Genomic DNA, 24,216 nt, shown 5'->3' on the forward strand with positions numbered 1-24,216 from the left:
TTTTTTGAAACAATCACGAAAAGTGAGTAAAAATAAAGACTGTGAGATGTCCTTGAGTAAACACCAAGCCAACAGGCTGTAGATTAATAACTTAAATACAACAAAAACAATGGAAAACAACATGCATTATAGAAACGTAACCCTAAGCACAAGGGTCTCTGCTGCTCAAAAAGCTGAATATGTAAGACTCGCAGCAAAATATAACGTGAGTGTATCTGAATGGGCACTAACACTTATAGAACATCATAAAAATGATTATAGTACAATTGGTGAACCCACACCAAAAGAAGTGAAATTAGAAAGAGCTTTAGAGTTAAAGAATAAGGAAATTCAAAAGTTAAAAGCGCAGCGGGACACTACTGATGAATACGCTTCCAATATGCAACAACGATCTAACAAAGCCATTCACGACCGTGATGAATCTAATTACGCCTTAAAACAAGCATTGGTAGAAGTGGATAAATATAAAAGTCGACTAAAAATTGCAGAGTCATTAATTGGATCAGGAAGACCAAAAGAAAACAATAAGAAACCTTTAATAACCCCCATATCTGTTGGTATGACTACTATTTTAGCAATTGTGATATTTGGTAGAAGATTTAGTTAAAAAGTAAACGAAAAATGAGATGTTTTTAGTTATATTGTGCCTACTATTTCAGTAACTATGAACCGTATCAAAGAAGTACTTAAAGAGAAAGGCATTAAGCAAATTTGGCTTGCTAATAAGCTCGGTAAGAGCTATAATATGGTAAATGGCTATGTGCAGAACAGACAGCAACCTCGACTAGAAGTACTATTTGAAATTGCAAAACTATTCAATATTGACCCTAAAGAATTAATTCAATCTGACCATGAATAAAAAAGATCTATCAGAATCAGACATAAAAGCAATGGTGAAAAAAGTAGAAACTCTAATGCAAAAATGTCAAGCCTTGGAGGAAGATATAAAAACTAGTGAAGCTGATGCTCAAATGCTTATGCAAGCAGTTTTAAAAGAGGCTTTTGAGGGCAAAAAGGAAAAGGTTGTTTAATGATTTTAAAGGATGGTTTGCGAATTATGCTGCGTAAAGGTTGAATGAAATGAACAAAAATTATACAAAATGAAAGTTTGGATAGAAAAATCAATAGTCAAAAAAAGAATCGATCGAAACAGTGGTGACCTAAGTTTAGGCAAGGCCTTATGGTCTCCTACTAAAGATAAAAGAGGCGCTGATATATACAGCTCGATGCGTGATGTTAAAGGTGGCGACGTTGTACTTCATTTAACGGATAACAAAGCGATAACTGGAGTATCGATTGCATCTTCAGCCTTTAGGGAGGGTAAGGGAGCGAAAGGAACGGATTGGGACGGACCTGCATATATAATTTCGCTTAAAGATTACGTTGAAATTAATCCACCGTTGGATAGAAAAATATTGCTTCAAGAATCAAATAGAGGGGAACTAGATCAAATAAGGTCTAAAAACAAAGTTTTCTATAATTCTGAATTAAGTCTTAACCAAGGAGCATACTTGACAGAAGCACCCAATGAATTAGTCAGTTTAATTGGAGAACTATATCTTACTGAGTACGACAAACAAATTCCCCACATAGACCAAGTTGTTTCAATTAAAAAAACAAATTCAAATCCAACCTTTTATAAAATCATAAAAAGTGCTGAAAGAAAAATAGTAAAAGCTGGTTTCAAATGTAAATCACTTAGAGAAAACAGCAGGTATGTATGGGTTGAAGACTCCGACAACATAATAGGTAGAAAACCTGCTCATTATGAGTTTATTTCTAGAAGAGGTAAATTATATCTTGAACTTCACTTTGAGGACAATAATTCTAAAGCATTATTTCATAATCTAATCGAAGATCTACCTGACCAATTAGAATGGATCGATTGGAACGGAGCTAAAAGTATAGGAAATAAAAAATCATATAAGCTGGACGATATTAATATTGTAGAGAATATTGTTAATGATCTAATTGAAATAGATGAATTGATTGGAGACCAAGTTAGATCTATATTAATAAATCAAATGCGAAATTTTTGGCTATATGCACCGGGTGAAAAGGCAAGGAAATGGGATGATTTTTACAAGAAAAACATTGTAGCCATTGGCTGGGACGAAATTGGAGATCTTAACCAGTATAAAACTAAAGATGAAATTGCAGCAGAATTAAGGAGGGTAAATAATGAAACGGGGAGTAAAAAAAATGATGCGTTAGCCTGTTTCGAATTTGCTTCTGTCATAAAACCCGGTGACATCGTTATAGCAAAAAAAGGGAAAAGAGATTATGTTGGATGGGGTGAAGTTAGTAGTGAGTATTTTTTCGATGACACTCAAGAGGAATATAAAAGCAGGAGAGCTATAAACTGGAAATCAAATGGTGAATGGACTGATGAAGCTGGAGATATTGTGGTTAAGACACTGACCGACATAACGAAATATCCTGATTATGTTGAAAGATTATCAAAGCTATTAAAAATTGAATTGAATAAAATTGTTACTAAAAATATTGATATGAAATATCCACTAAATACTATTTTGTATGGCCCCCCTGGAACTGGAAAAACTTACAATACTGTTCTTAAAGCTGCAGAAATTATTGAAAATAGAAAGATTAACTCATACGATGAAGCTCTTGAGATTTTCAAAACAAACCTACATAATCAAATTGAATTTATCACTTTTCACCAAAATTATAGTTATGAAGATTTTATTCAAGGGCTAAGACCCGAAACGGACAATAAATCTTCATTAGTATTTGATAAAAAAGATGGTGTATTTAAAAAGATTGCTGATAAAGCACTAGAAAATTTAAAACTAGTTGAGAAGGCACCTGAGGAACTTTCAAGTGAAGCAAAATTTGATAAAGGTTTGGAATATTTTGCTGATAAAGTATTGGAAAGTGAAGATAACTTTAAAATAAACGATACTGCTTACATATTTGAGGTTGAAGATGATGCATTTAGATATACTGGTCAGAGATGGACAAACCATACTAATGGTTTGAGAATGAAATTTAGTGATTTAAAAGAATTCTATAGAAATGATATCAAAAGTCGAAAAGACATAAAAAAACTAGATAATATTTCTGGCCTAGCTAATCAACATGCCACTTATTACTACTTGGTTTACTCTGAAATACTTAAACTATTACCAAAGAAAGCTGAGGGACTAAAAAAAGTAAGGCGAAAAAACTATGTAATTATTATTGATGAAATAAACCGAGCTAACATTTCAAGAGTTTTTGGAGAGCTTATTACATTAATTGAGCCTGACAAAAGATCTCATGGAAAAATTCCATTAGAAGCAAAGTTACCTTCAGGAGATCCATTTATTGTTCCATCCAATTTATTCATAATTGGCACTATGAATACTGCTGACAAATCAATAGCATTATTGGATATCGCTCTTAGAAGAAGATTTGAGTTTGAATCAATGTATCCGAAATATGAAATCCAAGGTCAAGAAATCTATGATGTAGATATTCTAAAAAAAATCAATCAGCAAATCATTAAATCAAAAGGTCACGATTTTCAAATAGGTCATGCTTATTTCATGGGAGAAAATAAAAATTTGATTGAGAGAATGAACAAAAAAGTGATTCCTCTTCTACTTGAATATTACATGAATGACGAAAAAGAAGTCAAAGGAATACTAAATTCTGTAGGTCTTGCTATTGAAGAAAATAATTGGCCATTAAAAATCACAGGTAAAAATGATTAATCTTTTTGAATATCAAAATAAGATAGATATTCAAGACTCATTTAAGGGCTTGGAAGGATTTCTTGATGAAATCTGGAATAGTCGTGAAAAGAATTCATTCTACTCTAAAAATGAGAACGATAAAATAGAGTCACAAAGATTCCTTCAATTCATACATAAGTCAAATGAATTAAAATCAAATAAATATGTTGGTGTAATCCATTACGAGGGAAATAAAATTAATTTATTACCGAAGATATTTTTTGATCCTGAAAAAGATTATTCAAAAAATGAAGTAAATCAAATCCAAAACCACATTCTTTGGTGGCTAAGTTATTGTCGCAAAATTAAATTTCCCAATTATCAAGTTTCATTAGGTAGTGCAAAAAGTGATTTTTTTGAAGTTTTAATTTATCTATTCTCAAAATACACCCGCGAACTTTTAAATTCATCTATCTACCAGCAATATGAAGAAGTAAATCGTGAATTATCATTTATCAAAGGAAGACTAAATACTAACGAATACATTAACGAAAACTTAAGCAAAGGTAAATGGCACAAACTCAATTGTACATATGATGCTTTCGTTTTTGATAATGAATTCAATCGCATAATAAAGTATGTTACTACTCTCCTATTTAATGTTACCTCGAGCCAGGATAACAAGAAGAACTTGAGGGAAATCCTTTTTATATTAGATGAAGTAACGGACGAAAGAGCTACAGCTGAACAATGTTCCAGAATCTCATTCAATCTAATGTTTGGTGAGTTTGAAACAGTTCGTGATTATTGCCAATTGTTTCTCACCAACTGTATTTCGTTTGACTATAAAAATGATTTAAAACTTTTCGCTTTCCTTCTTCCAATGGAATATGTTTTTGAAGATTTTATTTTTGGTTTTATTGAGAAAGAATTAGAGGCTGTAAAAGCCAAATCTCAGAGGAGTGACACTTATTTAGATGAAGGAAAAGCCTTTAATCTAAAGCCGGATTTATGGCTAAAAACAAATGATAAATCTCTGATTGCTGACACAAAATATAAGATTGTTTATTCTGATGAAAAAGACCCAAAAAAAGGAATTTCTCAGAACGATCTATATCAAATGCTTGCCTATGCCGTGAGATTTGAGGTTAATGAAATTATATTATTCTATCCTAATACAATTAAGCAAGTGCAGGAAGAAGAAACAGAATTAATAATTAAAGATGCTTTAGCGGATGGAAAAGAAATATCTATTAAAGCATTTCAATTACCTATAATTAACAGAGAATTATTAGAAAATAATATAGAGACGAAAACGAATTTGAGCGAACTGTTTAAATCAACAAGAGAGGGATTAATCAGTAAAGTAGAAAAAATATTAAAATAAGTAATGTTGGAACAAAAACAACAATTAGAACAACAAGCAGAATTACTTGAAAAAAGAGAAAATATATAATGAGTGATTGGAAAAAATTAACAAAAGACAAACTTGCTAAAAGCAAGAATAAGGTAGCGAAAATCGATCTTGACAAATCCAAAGTTGAATATTCAAAAGATATTACTAAACCGAAAATTGAAAAACTTGGACCAGAAGAAGTTGTAAGAGCTTTTTTAATTGACAAACTTGTTAACGAACTTGGATATTCTGAAAAAAATATTGAACTCGAAAAGTACTATGTAAGAGGTAGTATTGGCAGGGAAAAACAAAAAAACAAAGATGATTCTGCGCGAATTGACGTTATAGTTAAAGATAAAACTGGTAACCCATTTTTATACATTGAGGTTAAAGCACCTGATATGTTTGAAGATGGAGAAAAAGATATAAAAGGGCAACTTTTTGAACTTTCCGATTTAGAGCAAAAACAGAACAAAACCAAAGTAAAATATCTTGTCTACTACTCATTGGACACTAGTGAAGAACTAGCAGATAGAATGTATTTAATTGAAAAAGATGAATATAAAGAATATGATGATTGGCTAGAAGAAAAGGATAAAACTTTTGGTTTAGAAATACCTTTCAATTATGGCAAACCAAAATTGAAAGAGCGAGTTAAAGATGAAGATGATTCTGATTTACTTTCTATTTCAGAGACAAAGATGTCCGAAATTAGAAGAAACATACATAATACACTTTGGAGTTCTGGAGTTGAGGATAATGAAGCTTATATTTTCTTAGTTCAATTTTTACTAACCAAAATTTATGACGAAGACGAAACCATTGAAGGAGAAAAATATAGATGTCAGATTTACGACAAAGATTATGATGACCAAAATAAATTCTTTGATCGTATAAACCAATGCTACAAAGATGCTCTTCAAAACAAATTAAACTATACAGAAGAAGATTTAAAAAACGTAGGAAATATTTTAACTACCGAAAAAATATCTTTACAAAGTTTATATTTTCTTGTAAAAGAACTTCAAAATTATTCGTTCTCCAAAAGTATTAAAACACAGAAAAAAGATATTCTAGGGCATTTCTTTGAAGAAACAAACAGAGAAAAATTCAAACAATCAAAGGGTCAATTTTTCACAACAACAAATGTTGTTGACTTTTTAGTTTATGCTATGAAAGTTGATGAATTAGCTATTGAGAAATTTGAAAAAGATTATTCTTTACCATACATAATTGATCCTAGTACTGGCAGTGGCACCTTTTTAATTCAAGCAATGAAAATAATTACTAAAGAATTTTCAAAGCACGATTTCAAATTAACGAACACTAAAAAATCAAAACTTAAAAAACTATTTCCAGCCGAAAAGCCAAATGATTGGGCAGAAGAATACATTTATGGAATAGATAATTCATATAGCTTAACAGTTTCTACAAAAGTAAATATGATTTTACACGGTGATGGTAGTAGTAATACGTTCAAAGATGATGGATTAAAAAGTTTACAAACCTACTCTAAGTACACTAATTCAAAATTAGCTAGTTATGAAACTGGTCATAATGTATATAATAAGGCAAAAGGGAATATAGGAGTTAATGAACAATTTGATATAATTATTTCAAATCCGCCATTTAGTGTAAACATAAACGATTCAAAAGAGGAAGTAGATAAATATTTCTTATTCGGAAAGAAAAAGAATTCTGAAAACTTGTTTTTAGAGCGTTATTACCAACTTTTAAAAGAAGGTGGGAGACTAGGAGTTGTTTTGCCTGAAAGTGTTTTTGATACTACTGAAAACAAGTACATTCGTTTGTTTTTATTCAAGTATTTTCAGATTAAAGCAATTGTAAGTTTACCTCAAGTAACTTTCGAACCATTTACTTCAACTAAGACAAGTATTCTTTTTGCTCAAAAAAAGAAAGTATCTGAAATTGATAAATGGAATACACAATGGGATAAATATGGTAAGGAATGGAGTTTATTAAAAACAAGATCTCTTAACCTAATAAAGGTCTATCTAGAGGATAAAGACCGTAAAAGGCTACCTTCTGTTAAAGACTTAAAGCCAAAAGAAGAAAAAACTGTATTATATAGATTTTTAAAAGATTATATAACAGAAGAAGATAAACTATTGGAAGTAAAAGAATTGATTACAAAATACCTTCCAGAAATTATCGAATTATCAAAAATGGAAAAAGAAACAGAAATCTTTGGCCATTATAATGCTTGGTGGGTTTTTGGAGAAGTTGCAAAAGAAATGGACATTGATTATGATGTTTTTATGGCAGAAGCTGAAAATGTAGGTTATAAAAGAACTACAAAAAGTGAAAACCCAAGACCAAATGATTTATATGATATTGAATACGCTCCAAACACTCTAGATTGTTCTAAAATCATTTCTGATTATAATGAAAAAATTAAAAACTTACAAGATGAACAAGAAGAAGCAGAAACAAAAGTAAAAGCTTTAAAAGAAAAAGACGAAACTGCAAAATCAAAAAAATCAATTGAAAAGCTAGAAGCCGAAATTGAAATCCTAAAGGTAAATACAGTAAACCTAGAAGCAGTAAAAAAGACAGTAAAAGAGATTCTAGAAACATATTATGAAAAAGATATTTTAAAAACCGAATTCTACGAAAGAACTGATGAGATTTTAATAAATCATTTTAAAAAAGGTCTATTACATAAATATAAAAGCAATGATATTTTATTAAGAAAAACGGAAACCCATAAAATTTTAGATTTAATTAGAAAAGAAGTAATATGGGCATAAAATATAGTGTGAAAAATATATCAAACTTTTCAGCCGAAAATAGCTGTCGTTTTGATTACAAGTTTATTGACGATTATAATTTCACTAATAATGGATTTTATACATACAAAGATTTATTTGACTTTGTAGATGTAGATAATAAAATATTGTTAGCAGAAGATAAGCCATTTGAATATGTTGAAATTGGTTGCGTAAATAAAATTGGAGATGTTTCTCCTCATAAGTTAAGTTATGAAAACAGAGATGAATTAAACGAACCGTTATTTAAAAAAATTGAAAAAGGAGATATTATAAAACCTCAATTAGATGACATCTTAATTTCAAAAATTAGACCTTATCTTAATAAAATAGTTTTGATAAATGATGATTCTCATTACTTTACGAAAGCATTTATTCAAATACGCCCAAAAGTAAACTCTAAACTATTATATTATTGCTTGAGAAGTGTGTTCTTAAATAAAATAAATTCTGTTTCTAGACAAGGAAAAGGTTATCCTACATTAAAGGAAAATGACATAAAAACAATACAATTTTCGAGTAAAATAATTGACAACCTTGAAGTAAATAAAGATTTAATACTATCGGAAATTGAACCATTAGAAAATGAGATTTCAATCTTAAAAGGCAAGAGAATTAACACAAAAGTCCTTTTAGATAAAGTTTTCAGTAACTCATTTAAGATAGATTTAGAATCAATTAAGGAAATTGACGACATTAATAAAATCAATGTTCCAATTCATTTAATAACTTCTAGGAATATTAATTTTAGAAATAGCTACAGATGGTTTAAAATTCAAAGTTTACAAAAGCAACTTTATAAAGAAATAAATTGTATTAAAAAATTAGGTAATCATATAATTAGTACAAAAAATGGTTGGAGTCCAAGTTCACAAGAAGGCGGAGATGGAACTCCAATTTTAGGTCAAGAACATTTTAATTACGATTCTCACCTGAATATTAATGCCAATAAAACAACACAAGAAACTAGAAATAAAATTGAGGATTTTTATATAAAAAAAGGAGACTTCTTTGTTAGCAGAGGAAATACAATTGATTTAGTAGCTCTAGCTTCAATTGTAGAAGAAGAAGTTGAAGATGATATACTTTTTCCAGATTTGTATATTAAAATGATATTTGATGATGAAATCAATGATAAATACCTAGCATACTTATTTAATTCATTTTTAGGTAGATATTATTTTAAGTATGTTTCTAAAGGTAAAAATCAAACAATGGTAAAAATATCATCTACAGAATTAGATAATTTTTATCTTCCGATTCCTGATAAAAAGAAACAGTTAACCATAGTAAATAAAATAAAAAAACAAATAGACGCACAAAAAGAAATTGACAAACGAATAGCAGAAAAACAAGCAGAAATAAGTGCAATAATTGAAAAAGCAATTCAAACGGAATAGCCAACGCAAGTTCAAGCATATTGCAGTCCTCCTACGTGCGGTTGCAAAGAGCTTTCTCGCCAACGCTAAAAACGAAATGAATAAAATAAAAACGGCATACAACAATGTGTATAGTGCATAGCACCCTTCGGGCCGCTAAGACACCATACACGGAACGTTTAAAAACAGAATTAACCCATTTTTAACAATGGATCAAAAAGAAATTAATAATATCTTAGAAGAACTCAACAATGGCAAATTCCATATTGAGTGTCCGTCTTGCTATGAGGAAGTGAATTTAAAAGATGCAGGATTGTTTTATTTGGATCAATTTAGCAAAGAAGCCAAGTTGGTGTATAAAATGATGCTGGAATGGCAAAAGGAACGCCGTGCAGCACTTAAAAAACGAAAGTCTAATATTCCCAAAAAATCAGAAGTTGGCGCAAAAGCTGTCAACCTTGGTTTTTTATTGGAGCGCCTCGCTCCTACTTTAGATGGATTTACGTTTAATAAAAATGATTGTCGTTCTATGTTTGACCCCATTGACTATGTAATTTTTGAGGGCTTGAGCGAAAAACAAAAAGTGGATAAAATCTTATTTGTAGACATAAAATCTGGAAAAGCGCGCTTATCGCCAAAGCAAAAGAAAATCAAGACAGCGGTAGAAGAAAAGCAAGTTGAATTTAAAACTTATAAGCCATGAACAGTGAGCTGATTAAATTCTTTTCTGTACAACGCCAAATCTTTGGAGTATGTTCTTGTTGTGGTGACATCTTTCGTTTAAGTGATGCCAAGGTATATCTAAAAGAAAAACCTCAACCCGATTGGATGGATAAGCTTCATAAATCTGAAGAACGCCTGGATAAACAAGAAGATAAAATTAATGCTGAAGAAGCCCAAACCAGAGAAATTGCCAGAGAAAAAGGACGGAAAGCGGCCATGGCATCAACCAAAAAGATTGATACCATCTTTACCCCTAACAATTACAATGCTGATGATGCAAAGGTGATGTTTCACCCTGTTGACTTTTTGATCTTCAATGGTATGAAAGAAAAAAATAGCATTGATAATTTGGTGTTATTTGACAGAGAAGTAAAGGAAGCTGCTCAAAAAGCTTTGCAAAAAAGTGTTGAGAAAACAGTAGAGAAAGAAAATTATGAATGGATCACCATGCAAGTCAGCGAGGATGGTTCCGTAGAATATAAATAACAAAAAATTAAAAGATATGACTTTACACCAATTAGCTAAAAGTATTGTTGCTTCCTTGTGGCACAACTCCATTGAAGAATTCAGGACCGATGGTATCGTTAAAAATTATGAAAAACCAACTGAAAGTCTTTCAGAGTTTTTAAGCGAAGTGGTATTTAGAGAACGAATTAATTTCTATCCTGGAGATCCAGGTGGTGATTGTGCAAAAACAGCAGTTTTTATGAGCATAACCAAAACTCCTCCTAGAGCAGAATGGCTCAAACCAAAAGACAAGGTAAATCTTCAAAAAATGATACCTAAAGTTATTCAGCATATGCAAGGAGGGTGTATTGATAAAACCCAAAAAATGCTCTTGATCACTGATAACATGAATACAGACCTAATAAACCCCTGGCGTGGAAATCTAAAAAATATACAGTCTAGAGATGGTAAAGAGGTGGTGATACTTTTTGTGGACCCAGAGGGTGAATTACATGATATGGGCATGGCCTGTGGCTTGTCTCCTTTTTAAACATAACTATTGTAACTCAATATCTTTTCTTGAATTCTTTTGTCCAAATACTCATTTTTACCCTGTAGTCTTTCTGCTATTTTGATGGCTTGCAAATGGTATTTTTTAATTTTCGCATTGTCCCATTTTTTAGGCGGTCTCTGTAAATTTGTGATACGGTCACAAAGTTTTACGATAGCCACTTCACTACTCAAATCTAAAATACGATTCAAGCTGTCATCCATCTGGTTTTTTTTATCAAGCGTAATATCTTTAGTCAAGGCTAGAACACCCATTGCCACTACATTACCAAAATCGTCCTCAAGCGCCTTAAAACTAAGCGCTGTGTCTTCTAAGACATCATGAAGTAAAGCTAGCTGTATTGAAATTTCTAGATTAAAATCTGGTTTTTGTTTGTGAGCCATAAAAACCTCCATAGCAACATTTGATAAATGAACAATATAAGGGAGGCCATTGGGCATTTTTTGTTGCCCGTGCTTCTCAGCTGCAAAATCAATGGTTTTTTGGTAAATGGTTTGAATGTTATTATCCTTCATATTACAAAGATAAGAAACGATTCATTTCGATTAAATCTACACTAAAATAGTTCGACTTTACTCCCTTTGGCTCCACAACTTTAAACCCTAATCAATCGATTAGGGTTTTATTTTTTATACTGATGTGGATTTTCTCTAATTCCTTTTTTAAAAAATTTTCGAACTGAACTTCTTAAAGCGTTATCTAATTTTAATAATACATCTTTTACTTTTTGTGAAGGTCTGCCCCTAAATGTAGTAACATGAAAATTGTCATTTTCCAACAAAGCTTTTTCAGAAAAATAATAATTAGAAACACAACATCTAACAAAGTTTGTCGAAACCTTGCTAACGGAATGCCAAGATTTTTGATGAGTTGCCATAACAACTAATCTATTAAATTTGCAACTAATGGAAACTTGTTTCCTTTTTAGACCACTAGGCCATAATTCTAAATTACCTCCATCACTATCTTTCCAATTTGGTGTTGTATAATACAAAACATTTAATACACGCCAAAGTTCCCTGTTTTTATCGTGAGAATTATCTAAATGTGGACTTAAATAGTTATCTTTTGCCATAAGAGACAAACCACCAGCATATAAATTTTCATCTGGTAAAAGAGACTGTATATTGCAAATCTCTGAGATAAGATGTACAACACTTTTCTCTTGAAATGCGTAAATAACTTCTTCTAATAATGGATGATATTGATTCATTTGATAAGCAACGTGCTTATGCTCTCTTAAGTTTTTTCTTTCTTTAGTTTTTGTTAAATCTGGAAAACAGGTATGTATTTGTTGTGCAATATTCTTAGGCAACAAATCGTCTATAATAAAATAACCAATTTGAGGTTGTGTCTTAGAAAAAAATTGTTTCAACCTTATTATTTCTTCTTCTAATCGAGTTGTAATAAATGTTGCTAGTTGTACCCTATCCATTTATAGTCCTTTTTCGAAGATTGTATTTTATTTTGGCGATTAAATAGAAAAAAGGTTTTAATAAAGGATTACTTAATGCCGTTTTAAAATTGATTTCCTCTTTGTATAATTCCCAGGTTCCTGACTTTGAAATTCCATCAGAGTTACAATTTGCTACTATTATATCTACAATCTTACACATAGCATTATTTTTATATAAATTAAGGTTTAAGTGATAATCTGCTAAAATTTTATAATTTAAATTATAAAATGTATTTTTAAATAATGTTTTTTTATAAAATGTTCCTTGATGATGCAAACCGTTTCTTACCCAAATTAAAGGAGACCAATAAACATTTTTAACTTTTTGAGTAACATTCAATATAAATGGATTTTTTATACCTTCATAACGTACTTTTCCTGCAATAATTTCATTTTTTATATTTTTTTTATTTGAAAAAATGGACATCAATACAGTCGAGGTATTAAAAATATCACCAGAACCTAAAAAATACAACCATTCACCTTTGGCTAAAGCTATTCCTTTATTCATAGCATCATAAATACCCCTATCTACTCTAGACTGATAATAAAATGGCTTTTCTAAGTTACTAAGGTAATTTTGAGTGTCTAAAGAAGAGCCTCCATCTAAAATCCAAACTTCATAATCTTTAAAATCTTGTTGTTGAATACTATCGATAGATTTCTTTAAACCTAAAAGATTTTCAAATACTGGAATAATTATTGATACTATTGGAGGAGCCATTTAGTTATGATATTAAAAAAAATTTGCTAATTGTAATTGCTCTTTTTCCCAACATAGCTCAGTTTTTGCTTTTTGTTGATTTTCTTTTATTTGCAATAACAGGGGTTTATTAGCAACAAGGTCTTTTACTGCTTTTGCAATTGTTTTTGGCGAATAATCTTCTACAATAACACCTACTTTATGTTTTTTTATAATACGAACTACCTCTGGAAGTTTCCCAGCTATTATTGGCAATTCTGCATGTATATAATCAAATAATTTATTAGGCAATGCATATTTAAAACTTAAACCTAAAGGTTCTTCTAAAACCATTCCTAAAGTAGCTTTTTTTGTATAGTTAAAAAGTTTTTCTCTAGCAATTCTTCCTAAAAAGTGAACTCTATGCTGCATGTTTTGTTGTAAAACAAACTCTTTAAGCTCCTGCTCTACTTTACCATATCCAATAATTACTAAATCGAAATCATCTAAAAAATGTAATGCTTTTATCATTTTTTTTAAACCTCTACCTGGATTTAATACACCCTGATACAAAATAGTTTTTTGTGCTGTAGGAAACTGTACATCTTCAGTTTTTAAGAAATCTTTTTGTAAAGGAATATTTCTTACTAAACCCATTTTGTTTTTATATTTTGTATTGTAAAAATTAACAATAGACTGACTTACAGTATATGATTTATCTATTTTAGGCAAAAAATAGTCTTCTAAGTTTCTCCAAAAACTTTGTACTAATTTTCTTCCTTGCAACTCAGGACCTTCAGAGAAAAGTTCATGACTATCATAAACCAAGGAAACCTTTTTTAAGCGACTTGCAAAAAAACAAGCGGGTAAAGTATCTAAATCATTAGCAAGAATAACTTCAGTTTTTGTAAATAGTAAGGTAAAAAAGAGACGTATGTTAAATTCTGCGTAAAACAAAAAATTTTCTTGAAACCAATGTTTCTTTCTAATAATTTGGTAAGGCCTTTGTACAGGGATTGTATTTGGTAAAACTCTACCGTAAACAGTTACAATATAACCTCTACTTAATAGGTAATTACATACCTTATGTACTCGATAATCTGTGGAAACATCGTTAGTTACTGCAACAAAAATAGTTTTTCTAGTCAAAAGGAATAAATTTATTAGATTCTTGTTTAATGTGAAACCTCAAAAAGCGCTCCTGCCTCTACTTTAAGTGTTTTATGTTTAAACTTAACTATTAATTGATAGTCATGGGTTGCCATTAGTATGGTTTTTCCACTTTTATGAATCTCATTTAAAAGTTCCATAACTTCTAAAGAAGTTTTTGGGTCTAAGTTACCTGTAGGCTCGTCTGCTAAGATTAACTCAGGATCGTTTAAAAGAGCTCTTGCGATGGAAACCCTTTGCTGCTCTCCACCAGAAAGCTCAAAAGTATTTTTATAATATTGAGATTGCATACCTACTTTGTCTAACACCTCATTAATTTTTGCTTTAATTTCATCTTTATTTTTCCATCCTGTTGCCTTCAAAACAAAAGCTAGGTTATCGAAAACAGATCTATCACTTAGCAATTTAAAATCCTGAAAAACGATACCAATTTTTCTTCTTAAAAATGGAATTTCTTTTTCTTTTAACTTTTTTAAATCAAAATCTACAATAGTCCCTGTTCCTTTTTGTAGTCGTAAATCTCCATAAAGCGTTTTCAATAGACTACTTTTTCCACTTCCAGTTTTACCAATCATGTAATAAAAATCGCCTTTATTAATTGTTAAATTAACATTTGATAATACCAAATTATCTCTTTGATAAATATCTGCATTTTCTAATTGGAGTACTTTTTTTTCCATAAAATAGTCGTTTATACAAACTTATAAGTTTCTTATGATTTTATAACAAGAATTTAGAAGTATTCTTATTTTTGATAATAATTTTTGTCATTTTAATTTAATGCGCCAACATTTTAAAGAAATTTACGTTATTAAATATGTATCAAAAACATTTGTATGAAAATTAAATATATAACAAAACAGGGTTTGTGGTTACTTTTATTAAATATACCATTTTGTTTATTTTCACAACAATCTGTAATCCATACAAATGCAACATCCGATTTTAATTTAGGTTTAGAACTTTACCAAAATAAGGCTTATAGAGCAGCACAAAAAATCTTTAGTGTTGTAAAAAATAATGCATCTCCAAAAAGTAATTTAGTGGCAGATGCGAGTTATTACAGTGCAATGTGTAGCATTAAACTAAATCAAACAGATGCAGACAAAAAAGTGTTGACTTTTGTAAAAAACTATCCTGCAAGTAAAAAAAAAAACAAAGCTTTTTTTAACGTAGGTAACTATTATTTTGCTAACAAAAAAGCAGCTCAAGCATTAAAGTGGTATCAAAAAGCAAATCTACAAGGCTTATCTAAAGAGAATCAGATAGAAATCAACTTTAAAATGGGGTATAGTTTGCTAGTTGCTAAACGTTTAGATTTAGCTAAAGACAAGTTTCTACCTTTAATTAATGATGCCAAATATGGTAATGATTCTAGATATTACTATGGATATATTTCATACAAACTAGAAGATTATGGTATTGCAGAATCTACCTTAAAAGAAATTGCAGATAATGATTCTTACAAAGCAGAGATTTCCTATTATCTATTAGATATTAGTTTTAAGGCTGGTAGTTTTGAAAGATGTATAAAAGTAGGAAAAGAGCTTTTGAAAACAGCAAAAAGAAAAGAGGCTTCAGAGATTTCAAAAATTATTGGTGAGAGTTATTTTAACCTAAATAAATACGAAGATGCTATCCCTTATTTAAAGGCTTATAGAGGTAAAAGTGGTAAATGGAATAATACTGATTATTATCAATTAGGTTATGCTTTCTACAAACAAAAAGATTTTATAAATGCTGTTAGTTACTTTAATAAAATTATAGATCAGAAAAATGCAGTAGCACAGAATGCGTATTATCATTTGGCTGAATGTTACTTAAATTTAGAAAAGAAAAACGAAGCTTTAAATGCATTTAAAACTGCAAGTGAAATGAGCTATAGCTTAAGCATTAAAGAAGATGCAGCTTCAAATTATGCTAAACTAAGTTATGAAGAAGGTAATCCTTTTGAGAATGTTTCTGATGTTTTACAGAATTATTTAAAAGCATATCCTAACTCTAAATCGTATAAAGAAATCAATGAATTGGTTGTGTCATCTTTTATTCATCAAAATGATTATAAAGGTGCTTTAGACTATTTAAAAAAGAAAAAAAACAACGAAAATATAAACCTGAGTTTAAAGGTTTCTTTATACAGAGGAATTCAATTGTTTAATGAGAAAAAAATAGCTGAAGCATTAAGTTATTTTACCACTGCAAAAAAATCTAAAACTAATAAGATAAGTAAAAAAGCTGGTTATTGGGAAGCAGAAACTTTATATCGTTTAGAAAATTATGAAGAGGCACTTTCTAAATTTATCAACTTAAACAACAATCTAGGAAGTTTAAATAAAGCTGATTTTCCTTTATTGGAATACAATATTGCTTATTGTCATTTTAAGTTAAAAGATTATGATAATGCTACTTTAACATTTAAGCAATTTTCAGCTAAAAACAATATCAATAAAACCATTATTGATGATACTTATTTACGTTTAGGAGATAGTTATTTTGCCATTAGAAATTATGAAAAAGCCATAAGAGCTTATAAGGTTATTGTAGATAATTCTGGTTTAGATGCAGATTATGCTATGTATCAAATAGGAATGAGTTATGGCTTTCAAGATGCAAACAAATCTAAAGTTGATGCGCTAACAAAGGTGATTAACAACTACCAAATTTCTTCTTTAAAAGATGATGCATTATTTCAATTGGCAATTACTTACACGATGCTTAATAACAATAAAAAGGCTCATCAAGCTTATTACAGGCTATTAGAAAAACATCCTAAAAGTGTATTTATTCCTAAAGCTTTAGTTCGTGAAGGACTCTTGTACTATAATCAAAATAAAAATTCATTAGCTTTAAAAAACTTTAAAAGGGTAGCAAAAGAATACCCTAATTCTTCTGATGCTTTAGAAGCGGTAAGGAATGCTAAGAATATTTATGTAGATGAAGATAAAATGAATGAATATGTAGCTTGGACCAAGACATTAAGTTTTGTTGAAGTATCAAATTCTGAATTAGAAAACTCAACCTTTGCAATTGCAGAACGTAAATATTTTGAAGGCAAAATTGATGGTAGTATTCTTAGTTTAAAAAAATACTTAAGAAACTTTCCAACTGGAAAAAACAGTTTAAAAGCGAATTATTATTTAGCAGATATTTTATATACAGAAGCATTATACAATCAATCCATAGATAAATACAAAACAGTTTTAGATGCTGGACAAACCGAATTTAGTGAAGATGCATTAGCAAAACTATCTCAAGTTTATTTACAAGAAAACAATTTTAATGATGCTGAACCGTATTTATTACGTTTAGAACAAGAAGCCTATGTTTCTGATAACATTTTATTTTCACAAAGTAATTTAATGAAAGGTTATGCAACCTTAAACAAAAACGAAGCAGCTTTAGACTATGCAAAAAAAGTTTTATCTAAAGATAAATTAGATAATGAAGTAATTTTAGATGCTAAAATTATTATTGCAAGAACTGCATTTAAAACAGAGGATTACGATACTGCAAAAGAGTATTTTAACACCATAGAGCAAACTGCTGATGGAGAATTAAAGGCAGAAACATTATACTACAAAGCGTACTTTCTAAATACTGAAAAACAGTATGGAAATTCTACAAAAATTGTACAGGACCTTATTGCTAATTATAGCAATTACAAATATTGGGGTGTAAAAAGCTACATTATTATGGCTAAGAATTATTATAGTCTAGAAGATGCTTACCAGGCTACATTTATTTTAGAAAATATAATTAAAAACTTTGGTCAGTTTGAAGACATTGTAATTGAAGCTAAACAAGAATTAAAAACCATTAAGGAAAATGAAGCCAAAACAAATAATTCTGTAACTCCTAAAAATAAATAAAAATGAAAAAGAGTTTATTCATATTTGCAGTAGTTTTAGGAGGATTTGGTTCTTATGCTCAAACTAAAAAACCAGTTAAAAAAAACAGTAAAATAGATACTGTAAAAACAGAGGTTGTAGAAGTAGTTACAAAATATAATCCAAAAATAGCAGATGCTAATAAAATAAAGCAAAACCCAACTATAGCGCTTTCATCAAGAAGCAAAAAGAAAAAATTATCTTACACCATTTTTTCAGCTCCAGTTGCTTCTACTTTTATTCCAAAAAGTGGTGTTGCCAAAAGTATTGATGTTGTTGTAAAAGAACGCATTTACAACAACTTTTTAGCTTTAGGTTATGGAAACTTTAATTCACCTTACGTAGAAACTTACCTACATAATTACACACGTTTTCAAAGTGAGTTTGGATTATCTGCCAAATACACAGGTTCATTAGATAATATCCAAAATACCAGACTCAATAGCGATTTCAGCAATTTAAATGCATCTATATTCTACAAAAATGAAGACCGCTATTTTAATTGGACCATCACTTTAAATGGAGAAAGAAACACCTACAATTGGTATGGAATTGATGAAACTGCATTTACTGAAACAGCAACAAATAATATATATGAAAGTCAAACTTATAATTACTTTAATTTGGTGGGTGATCTTGATTTTACAGATGCATATATCACTAATAGTCTGCTTTCTTTAGCTTATTTTGCTGACGATTATAACAGTTCTGAGTACTTATTTACTTTTAATACTAATTTCGATTTACCTATAGATTTTGTGAGTGCCAGTTTAAATAATTTACAAGTAAAAACAGGGTTAGAATATTTAGGAGGATCATTTGCAAGTGAATTTGCCAATTCAAATACCATAGATTATTCCTTATTTACTGCCAAAATAAACCCTGAATACAATGCTACCTTTGGTGATTTTGCATTAAAACTAGGCTTTAAATTCTTTGCTACTTTTGATATAGATAATGAAGTAAATCACTTCTTAGTGTATCCAGATATACAAATTCAAAAACCGATTATAAAAGATAATCTTACCATATATGCAGGTGTTTTTGGAAATTTAAACATCAACACTTACAAACAATTTTCTGATGAAAATCCATTTATAAGTCCAACTCAATTTATTACCCAAACCAATGAAAAATACAACGCCTTTTTAGGATTAAATGGGGTTATTAAAAAAAGTTTTAGTTATAGTTTATCTGCAACTGTTAAAGAAGAAGAAGACAAAGCTTTGTTTTTAAAAAACTACTCAAAATCTAATGGAGAAAATAGTAGTAACAATGGAGTTCTCTTTAAAGGGTATGAATATGGCAACTCATTATCTGTAGTTTATGATGATGTTAGAACCATTTCTTTGGCTGCTGAATTAGAATATGATGTAAGTAAACAGTTAACACTTTCTTCTAGCTTTCGGTTTGATAATTTCGAATCTACAACAGAAGCTGAAGCATGGAACTTACCTAACCTACAAGCCTCTTTTAATGCAAAATACAAAACCAACAAATGGTATGCCCATACAAAGGTATTTTTTGTGGGCCAACGAAAAGATGTCTTTTATTCAGGCTCATCTTTTAACATAAGTGGTTCGCAAACACTAGATTCTTTTGTAGATGTAAATCTAAATGGTGGGTATCACTTCTCAGATAAATTCTCTGCTTTCATAAAATTAAACAACGTTTTAAATAACAGTTATCAGAGGTTTACCAACTTTAATGTACAAGGTTTTCAAATTTTAGGAGGAATAACTTATAAATTCGATTTCTAGATAAATAACTAAAATCTCATAGAATACTTTTAATTGTTCTGATTATCAATTTTGATTTTTGTAATTTTATAAAGTAAATAAAAAACTACAAAATGAAAAAAATTCTCTTCTTTCTTTCCATTTCACTATTGATGATTTCTTGTAATGAAAAACAAGAAAAACAAATAAATAGCAATCAATTAACTGCTGAAGAAAAATCTGATTCAACACATATTAAGACTTTTTTTAATACTGCTTTAACCCATGGTAAATCTTATGAATGGTTAAGAGATTTAACACAAAATATTGGAGGTAGATTATCTGGCTCTCAAGAAGCACAAATGGCTGTTGAATGGGGAGAAAAAGTAATGAATGAGGTAGATTTAGATTCAGTCTGGTTGCAACCTGTTATGGTTCCTAATTGGGTTAGAGGTGAAAAAGAAATTGCTTCCTACACAATAAATGGTATTCAAAGAAATGTAGCTATTTGTGCTTTAGGCTTTTCTGTAGCAACTCCAAATTCTGGAGTTTTAGCAGAAGTTTTAGAGGTTAAAAGTTTAGAAGAAGCAGAAGCTTTAGGAGATAAGATGAAAGATAAAATAGTCTTCTTTAATAGACCTTTTGACAATACCTTAATCCATACATTTAAAGCTTATGGTGGTTGTGTAGACCAAAGAGTTAGAGGAGCTGCAATTTGTGGGATATATGGAGCAAAAGGTGTAATTGTAAGATCTATGACCAACTCAATAGACGATTTTCCACATACAGGAACAATGAGTTATGGAGATTTACCTGCAGAACAACATATACCTGCAGCTGCAATTAGCTCTCTTGCTGCAGAAAATTTGAGCAAAGATTTAAGCTCCAACCCTAATTTAAAATTCTATTTCAAGCAAAATTGTGAAACATTACCTGATGCGCACTCTTTTAATGTAGTTGGTGAAATTAGAGGTAGTGAAACACCAGAAAATATTTTTGTAGTTGGTGGTCATTTAGATTCTTGGGATTTGGGAGAAGGTGCACATGATGATGGAACAGGTGTTGTGCAATCATTAGAAGTAGCGAATCTATTTAAAAAAAACAACATAAAACCTAAAAACACAATTCGAATCGTGTTTTTTATGAACGAGGAAAATGGTACAAGAGGAGCTAAAAAATATACTGAATTAGCTACGCTAAACAAAGAAAATCATATTGGTGGCTTAGAATCAGATTCAGGTGGTCATACACCAAGAGGTTTCTCTATAGATGCAAATGCTGCAAATACAAGCCTTTTACAAAGCTGGAAAAAGCTATTATCTCCTTATGGTTTGCATGATATAGAAAAAGGAGGTTCAGGTGCAGATATTAGTCCTTTAAAAAAAGAAAATGTAACTTTAGTAGGTTACAGACCAGATTCACAACGTTATTTCGACTATCATCACACAAGCAGAGATACTTTTGATAAAGTAAACAAAAGAGAGTTAGAATTAGGTAGTGCATCTATGGCCAGTATTGTTTATTTGATGGATAAATATCTTTATGGAGATACACCTGTAAAATTATAATCTGATGGATATAGTAATCATTGTATTGAAAATAATTTTTGGTGGATTTTTCTCATATGCAGGAATCATGCATATTATTAAACCAAACATATTTAAACATTTTATACCTGATATCTTTCCAAAAAAAATGGTAAATTATAGTATTGGCCTTATTGAATTGGTGCTAGGTTTAGGTGTGTTTTTTCCTCAAACACAAAAAATTGCAGCTTTAGGAATTATCTTTTTATTGATTTTTTTATTACCCATACATATTTGGGATGTTACAAAAAAAAGACCTGCTATTGGCTCAAAAATTATAGCAATAGTAAGAATACCATTTCAATTTGTTCTTATTTATGGTGCTTATTTAATTTATATCAACACTTAATTTATATTAAATGAAAAATTTATACCCACTTTTTATTTTTATGCTATTAATTACTTCTTGTCAAAAAGAGCAAGCAGATTTAATTGTTGTAAATGCGAATGCATACACAGTAAATTCATCTTTTGATAATGCAGAAGCATTTGCAATTAAAAATGGTAAATTTATTGCTATTGGTACTACTTCAGAAATTGAAGAAAAATACCAATCAGAAAATATTGTTGACGCTAAGAATAAAACTATTGTTCCTGGCTTAATTGATGCTCATTGTCACTTTTATAGAATGGGGTTACAACAACAGAAAGTAGATTTGGAAGGTACAACCAGTTATGATGATGTGCTTCAAAAATTAGTAGCATTTCAAAAAGAAAAAAATACGACCTATATTACAGGTCGTGGTTGGGATCAAAATGATTGGGAAATAAAAGAATTTCCAACTAAGGACAAATTAGATGCGCTATTCCCTAAAACACCTGTTGCAGTAACTAGGGTTGATGGTCATGCACTATTAGTAAATCAAGCTGTCTTAGATTTAACAGAAATTACAAATGAAACAGAAGTTTCTGGAGGAGAAATCATTAAAAAGGATGGTAAAATTACTGGAGTTTTAATTGATGCTGCAATGGATTTTATAAAGTTACCTTCAGTTTCTAAAGAATTTGCCATTAAAGGTTTACTAGATGCGCAAGACATCTGTTTTTCCTATGGATTAACCACTGTAGATGATGCTGGTTTAGACAGGAATACCATAGAACTTATTGATGAATTGCAAAATAGCAAAGAGTTAAAAATGAGAATTTACGCTATGGTTTCTGGTGATAAACAAGAACAAATTGATTACTATTTAAATAAAGGAACTTATAAAACAGATTATCTAAATGTAAGATCGTTCAAAGTTTATGGTGATGGAGCTTTAGGTTCTAGAGGGGCTGCTATGAGAAAAACGTATTCAGATAGAGATAATCATTATGGAGCGTTGATTTATAGTCCTGAAAGATATCAAGAAATTGCAAAACAAATTGCTGCTTCTGAATTTCAAATGAACACGCATGCAATTGGAGATTCAGCTAATACTTGGTTAGTAAAAACCTATAAAGATGTTTTAAAAAATAAAAAAAATAGACGTTGGAGAATAGAACATGCACAGATTATCAGTCCAGAAGATTTTAAAAATTTCGATAACATTTTACCATCAGTACAACCCACACATGCAACTTCAGACATGTATTGGGCTGCAGACAGAGTTGGTGCAGAGAGAATGAAAGGTGCTTATGCTTTTAAAAATTTATTAAAGAATTATGGAAAAGTAGCTTTAGGTACAGATTTCCCAGTAGAAAAGGTTAATCCTTTTTATACCTTTTATGCATCTGTAGCTCGTAAAGATTTAAATAATTATCCTGAAAATGGTTTTCAAATGGAAAATGCACTTTCTAGAGAAGAAACTTTAAAAGGGATGACGCTTTGGGCTGCTTATTCAAATTTTGAAGAGGATGAAAAAGGTAGTATTGAAGTAGGTAAATTTGCAGATTTTGTGATTTTAAATCAAGATATCATGACAGTAAATGAAACAGAATTACCAACTACAACTGTTATTACAACTTTTCTAAATGGTGAAAAAGTGTACCAAGCCTTCTAGTTAAAATCTTATTTAATGTGGATAAACTAATTTATTTTCGTTTCTTTTATTAGAATACATATAATATAATATAATGGCATTATTTTTGATGCTACTTTTAAAATTAAAAACTGTATGAAACTATTTAAAAATCTACTTATTTTAGTTGTATTTATTTTTACAACTCACCTTTCTGCACAAGAAAAAATAAAACTAACTCTATTAATAAAAGATTCAAAAAATAAAGCAGTTCCTGGAGCTATTATTTTGATTGACAATAAAAAACAAAGGAGAGTAGCAAATAAAGCCGGTTACTTTAAAATAAAATTAGATAAAGCACCTAAAGAAATTACTGCTTTTTCTCCTTTAATTGGAGCAAAAAAAGTAGCTTACAATGGACAAAAATCTATGATTATTAACATTACTAGTGATGATAATGATAAAAGTTTCGCTACTGGAGATCGAAACACAAAAATCGCAGATCCAATACAATTTAGAGACATTTATGACTACTTAAGAGGTAAAGTTGCTGGTTTAAATATTTCAACAACTAATGTAATTCGTGTTAGAGGAACAGCTTCCTGGAATGGAGGTAGAGATCCCTTACTTGTTCTAAATGGTGTTCCAATAGATAATGATACCTTTGGAGATATTGTTCCAACAACTATAAGAAATGTAAAAGTCTTAAAAGGACCTGAAACTTCTATTTATGGACTAAGAGGCGCCAATGGTGTGATAGAGGTAACTACAATGATAAATTAAAAAAAAGCG

At 29.9% G+C, this 24,216-nt stretch carries 21 protein-coding genes; 16 read left to right on the forward strand and 5 right to left on the reverse strand.

The genetic code is table 11. The features are described from left to right. The first annotated feature begins 109 nt into the window (after positions 1 to 109). The 10 genes from Q0L44_RS10425 to Q0L44_RS10470 all read left to right on the forward strand — a co-directional run bounded on the left by Q0L44_RS10425 (position 110) and on the right by Q0L44_RS10470 (position 10,964). Positions 110 to 607 (forward strand): hypothetical protein, encoded by a 498-nt coding sequence (locus Q0L44_RS10425; RefSeq protein WP_296638200.1) that lies wholly within the window; start codon positions 110 to 112, stop codon positions 605 to 607. A gap of 57 nt (positions 608 to 664) precedes the next feature. Continuing rightward, positions 665 to 859 carry a helix-turn-helix transcriptional regulator gene (locus Q0L44_RS10430; protein ID WP_296638203.1) on the forward strand — a complete coding sequence of 65 codons (195 nt, stop codon included), beginning with the start codon at positions 665 to 667 and terminating at the stop codon, positions 857 to 859. Beyond that, positions 852 to 1,031, forward strand: coding sequence for a hypothetical protein (locus tag Q0L44_RS10435; protein ID WP_296638206.1), 180 nt, complete (start codon positions 852 to 854; stop codon positions 1,029 to 1,031). The genes Q0L44_RS10430 and Q0L44_RS10435 overlap by 8 nt, the downstream gene beginning before the upstream one ends. A 69-nt stretch (positions 1,032 to 1,100) precedes the next feature. After that, the gene (locus tag Q0L44_RS10440; RefSeq protein ID WP_296638209.1) at positions 1,101 to 3,719 is read left to right on the forward strand and encodes an AAA family ATPase; all 2,619 of its coding nucleotides are present in this window, start codon (positions 1,101 to 1,103) and stop codon (positions 3,717 to 3,719) included. Continuing rightward, positions 3,712 to 5,067 carry a hypothetical protein gene (locus tag Q0L44_RS10445; protein ID WP_296638211.1) on the forward strand — a complete coding sequence of 452 codons (1,356 nt, stop codon included), beginning with the start codon at positions 3,712 to 3,714 and terminating at the stop codon, positions 5,065 to 5,067. Before Q0L44_RS10440 ends, Q0L44_RS10445 begins: the two co-directional genes overlap by 8 nt. A 68-nt stretch (positions 5,068 to 5,135) precedes the next feature. Next, the gene (locus tag Q0L44_RS10450) at positions 5,136 to 7,847 is read left to right on the forward strand and encodes an N-6 DNA methylase (RefSeq protein ID WP_296638214.1); all 2,712 of its coding nucleotides are present in this window, start codon (positions 5,136 to 5,138) and stop codon (positions 7,845 to 7,847) included. 8 nt (positions 7,848 to 7,855) lie between these two features. Continuing rightward, positions 7,856 to 9,265 (forward strand): hypothetical protein, encoded by a 1,410-nt coding sequence (locus tag Q0L44_RS10455; RefSeq protein WP_296638216.1) that lies wholly within the window; start codon positions 7,856 to 7,858, stop codon positions 9,263 to 9,265. A gap of 187 nt (positions 9,266 to 9,452) precedes the next feature. Next, positions 9,453 to 9,947, forward strand: a complete 495-nt coding sequence (locus Q0L44_RS10460; protein ID WP_296638219.1) for a Holliday junction resolvase-like protein — start codon at positions 9,453 to 9,455, stop codon at positions 9,945 to 9,947. Beyond that, on the forward strand, positions 9,944 to 10,453 hold the full coding sequence (locus Q0L44_RS10465; protein WP_296638221.1) for a Holliday junction resolvase-like protein: 510 nt from the start codon (positions 9,944 to 9,946) through the stop codon (positions 10,451 to 10,453). Before Q0L44_RS10460 ends, Q0L44_RS10465 begins: the two co-directional genes overlap by 4 nt. 16 nt (positions 10,454 to 10,469) lie before the next feature. Beyond that, positions 10,470 to 10,964: a hypothetical protein gene (locus Q0L44_RS10470; protein ID WP_296638224.1), complete on the forward strand. Its 495-nt coding sequence runs from the start codon at positions 10,470 to 10,472 to the stop codon at positions 10,962 to 10,964. On the opposite strand, the gene Q0L44_RS10475 is transcribed toward Q0L44_RS10470, so the two are convergent. The 5 genes from Q0L44_RS10475 to Q0L44_RS10495 all read right to left on the reverse strand — a co-directional run bounded on the left by Q0L44_RS10475 (position 10,961) and on the right by Q0L44_RS10495 (position 14,973). Beyond that, positions 10,961 to 11,500 carry an HD domain-containing protein gene (locus Q0L44_RS10475; protein WP_296638227.1) on the reverse strand — a complete coding sequence of 180 codons (540 nt, stop codon included), beginning with the start codon at positions 11,498 to 11,500 and terminating at the stop codon, positions 10,961 to 10,963. The two genes, Q0L44_RS10470 and Q0L44_RS10475, sit on opposite strands and share 4 nt — an antisense overlap. Positions 11,501 to 11,607: 107 nt before the next feature. Continuing rightward, the gene (locus Q0L44_RS10480; protein ID WP_296638229.1) at positions 11,608 to 12,420 is read right to left on the reverse strand and encodes a 2OG-Fe(II) oxygenase; all 813 of its coding nucleotides are present in this window, start codon (positions 12,418 to 12,420) and stop codon (positions 11,608 to 11,610) included. Then, positions 12,413 to 13,165, reverse strand: a complete 753-nt coding sequence (locus tag Q0L44_RS10485; RefSeq protein WP_296638232.1) for a glycosyltransferase — start codon at positions 13,163 to 13,165, stop codon at positions 12,413 to 12,415. The genes Q0L44_RS10480 and Q0L44_RS10485 overlap by 8 nt, the downstream gene beginning before the upstream one ends. Before the next feature lie 12 nt (positions 13,166 to 13,177). Further along, positions 13,178 to 14,272, reverse strand: a complete 1,095-nt coding sequence (locus Q0L44_RS10490; protein ID WP_296638235.1) for a glycosyltransferase — start codon at positions 14,270 to 14,272, stop codon at positions 13,178 to 13,180. A gap of 26 nt (positions 14,273 to 14,298) precedes the next feature. Beyond that, positions 14,299 to 14,973, reverse strand: coding sequence for an ATP-binding cassette domain-containing protein (locus tag Q0L44_RS10495; RefSeq protein WP_296638238.1), 675 nt, complete (start codon positions 14,971 to 14,973; stop codon positions 14,299 to 14,301). 156 nt (positions 14,974 to 15,129) lie between these two features. On the opposite strand from Q0L44_RS10495, the gene Q0L44_RS10500 reads away from it, so the two are divergent. The 6 genes from Q0L44_RS10500 to Q0L44_RS10525 all read left to right on the forward strand — a co-directional run bounded on the left by Q0L44_RS10500 (position 15,130) and on the right by Q0L44_RS10525 (position 24,207). Further along, a complete protein-coding gene (locus tag Q0L44_RS10500) occupies positions 15,130 to 18,162 on the forward strand; it encodes a tetratricopeptide repeat protein (RefSeq protein WP_296638241.1) in 3,033 nt (1,010 codons plus the stop codon). A 2-nt stretch (positions 18,163 to 18,164) separates the two neighbouring features. Further along, the gene (locus Q0L44_RS10505; RefSeq protein ID WP_296638245.1) at positions 18,165 to 19,940 is read left to right on the forward strand and encodes a TonB-dependent receptor; all 1,776 of its coding nucleotides are present in this window, start codon (positions 18,165 to 18,167) and stop codon (positions 19,938 to 19,940) included. A gap of 92 nt (positions 19,941 to 20,032) precedes the next feature. Next, positions 20,033 to 21,466: a M20/M25/M40 family metallo-hydrolase gene (locus Q0L44_RS10510; RefSeq protein ID WP_296638248.1), complete on the forward strand. Its 1,434-nt coding sequence runs from the start codon at positions 20,033 to 20,035 to the stop codon at positions 21,464 to 21,466. A gap of 4 nt (positions 21,467 to 21,470) precedes the next feature. Next, entirely contained in the window at positions 21,471 to 21,833 is a 363-nt protein-coding gene (locus tag Q0L44_RS10515; RefSeq protein WP_296638250.1) for a MauE/DoxX family redox-associated membrane protein, read from the forward strand. A gap of 10 nt (positions 21,834 to 21,843) precedes the next feature. Continuing rightward, positions 21,844 to 23,466 (forward strand): amidohydrolase, encoded by a 1,623-nt coding sequence (locus tag Q0L44_RS10520; protein WP_296638252.1) that lies wholly within the window; start codon positions 21,844 to 21,846, stop codon positions 23,464 to 23,466. A 114-nt stretch (positions 23,467 to 23,580) separates the two neighbouring features. Continuing rightward, positions 23,581 to 24,207: a TonB-dependent receptor plug domain-containing protein gene (locus Q0L44_RS10525; RefSeq protein ID WP_296638254.1), complete on the forward strand. Its 627-nt coding sequence runs from the start codon at positions 23,581 to 23,583 to the stop codon at positions 24,205 to 24,207. Positions 24,208 to 24,216: the final 9 nt, after the last annotated feature.

This window comes from Polaribacter sp. (genome assembly GCF_024639685.1).
GTDB lineage: Bacteria > Bacteroidota > Bacteroidia > Flavobacteriales > Flavobacteriaceae > Polaribacter.

What these genes read in the sequence shown, in the direction of transcription:
- Q0L44_RS10445 (WP_296638211.1), top strand. Translation starts at nt 3,712, where the DNA reads ATGATTAATCTTTTTGAATATCAAAATAAGATAGATATTCAAGACTCA.
- Q0L44_RS10465 (WP_296638221.1), top strand. Translation starts at nt 9,944, where the DNA reads ATGAACAGTGAGCTGATTAAATTCTTTTCTGTACAACGCCAAATCTTT.
- Q0L44_RS10515 (WP_296638250.1), top strand. Translation starts at nt 21,471, where the DNA reads ATGGATATAGTAATCATTGTATTGAAAATAATTTTTGGTGGATTTTTC.
- Q0L44_RS10485 (WP_296638232.1), bottom strand. Translation starts at nt 13,165, where the DNA reads ATGGCTCCTCCAATAGTATCAATAATTATTCCAGTATTTGAAAATCTT.
- Q0L44_RS10520 (WP_296638252.1), top strand. Translation starts at nt 21,844, where the DNA reads ATGAAAAATTTATACCCACTTTTTATTTTTATGCTATTAATTACTTCT.
- Q0L44_RS10525 (WP_296638254.1), top strand. Translation starts at nt 23,581, where the DNA reads ATGAAACTATTTAAAAATCTACTTATTTTAGTTGTATTTATTTTTACA.
- Q0L44_RS10425 (WP_296638200.1), top strand. Translation starts at nt 110, where the DNA reads ATGGAAAACAACATGCATTATAGAAACGTAACCCTAAGCACAAGGGTC.
- Q0L44_RS10510 (WP_296638248.1), top strand. Translation starts at nt 20,033, where the DNA reads ATGAAAAAAATTCTCTTCTTTCTTTCCATTTCACTATTGATGATTTCT.
- Q0L44_RS10480 (WP_296638229.1), bottom strand. Translation starts at nt 12,420, where the DNA reads ATGGATAGGGTACAACTAGCAACATTTATTACAACTCGATTAGAAGAA.
- Q0L44_RS10470 (WP_296638224.1), top strand. Translation starts at nt 10,470, where the DNA reads ATGACTTTACACCAATTAGCTAAAAGTATTGTTGCTTCCTTGTGGCAC.
- Q0L44_RS10475 (WP_296638227.1), bottom strand. Translation starts at nt 11,500, where the DNA reads ATGAAGGATAATAACATTCAAACCATTTACCAAAAAACCATTGATTTT.
- Q0L44_RS10430 (WP_296638203.1), top strand. Translation starts at nt 665, where the DNA reads ATGAACCGTATCAAAGAAGTACTTAAAGAGAAAGGCATTAAGCAAATT.
- Q0L44_RS10450 (WP_296638214.1), top strand. Translation starts at nt 5,136, where the DNA reads ATGAGTGATTGGAAAAAATTAACAAAAGACAAACTTGCTAAAAGCAAG.
- Q0L44_RS10435 (WP_296638206.1), top strand. Translation starts at nt 852, where the DNA reads ATGAATAAAAAAGATCTATCAGAATCAGACATAAAAGCAATGGTGAAA.
- Q0L44_RS10460 (WP_296638219.1), top strand. Translation starts at nt 9,453, where the DNA reads ATGGATCAAAAAGAAATTAATAATATCTTAGAAGAACTCAACAATGGC.
- Q0L44_RS10500 (WP_296638241.1), top strand. Translation starts at nt 15,130, where the DNA reads ATGAAAATTAAATATATAACAAAACAGGGTTTGTGGTTACTTTTATTA.
- Q0L44_RS10495 (WP_296638238.1), bottom strand. Translation starts at nt 14,973, where the DNA reads ATGGAAAAAAAAGTACTCCAATTAGAAAATGCAGATATTTATCAAAGA.
- Q0L44_RS10440 (WP_296638209.1), top strand. Translation starts at nt 1,101, where the DNA reads ATGAAAGTTTGGATAGAAAAATCAATAGTCAAAAAAAGAATCGATCGA.
- Q0L44_RS10505 (WP_296638245.1), top strand. Translation starts at nt 18,165, where the DNA reads ATGAAAAAGAGTTTATTCATATTTGCAGTAGTTTTAGGAGGATTTGGT.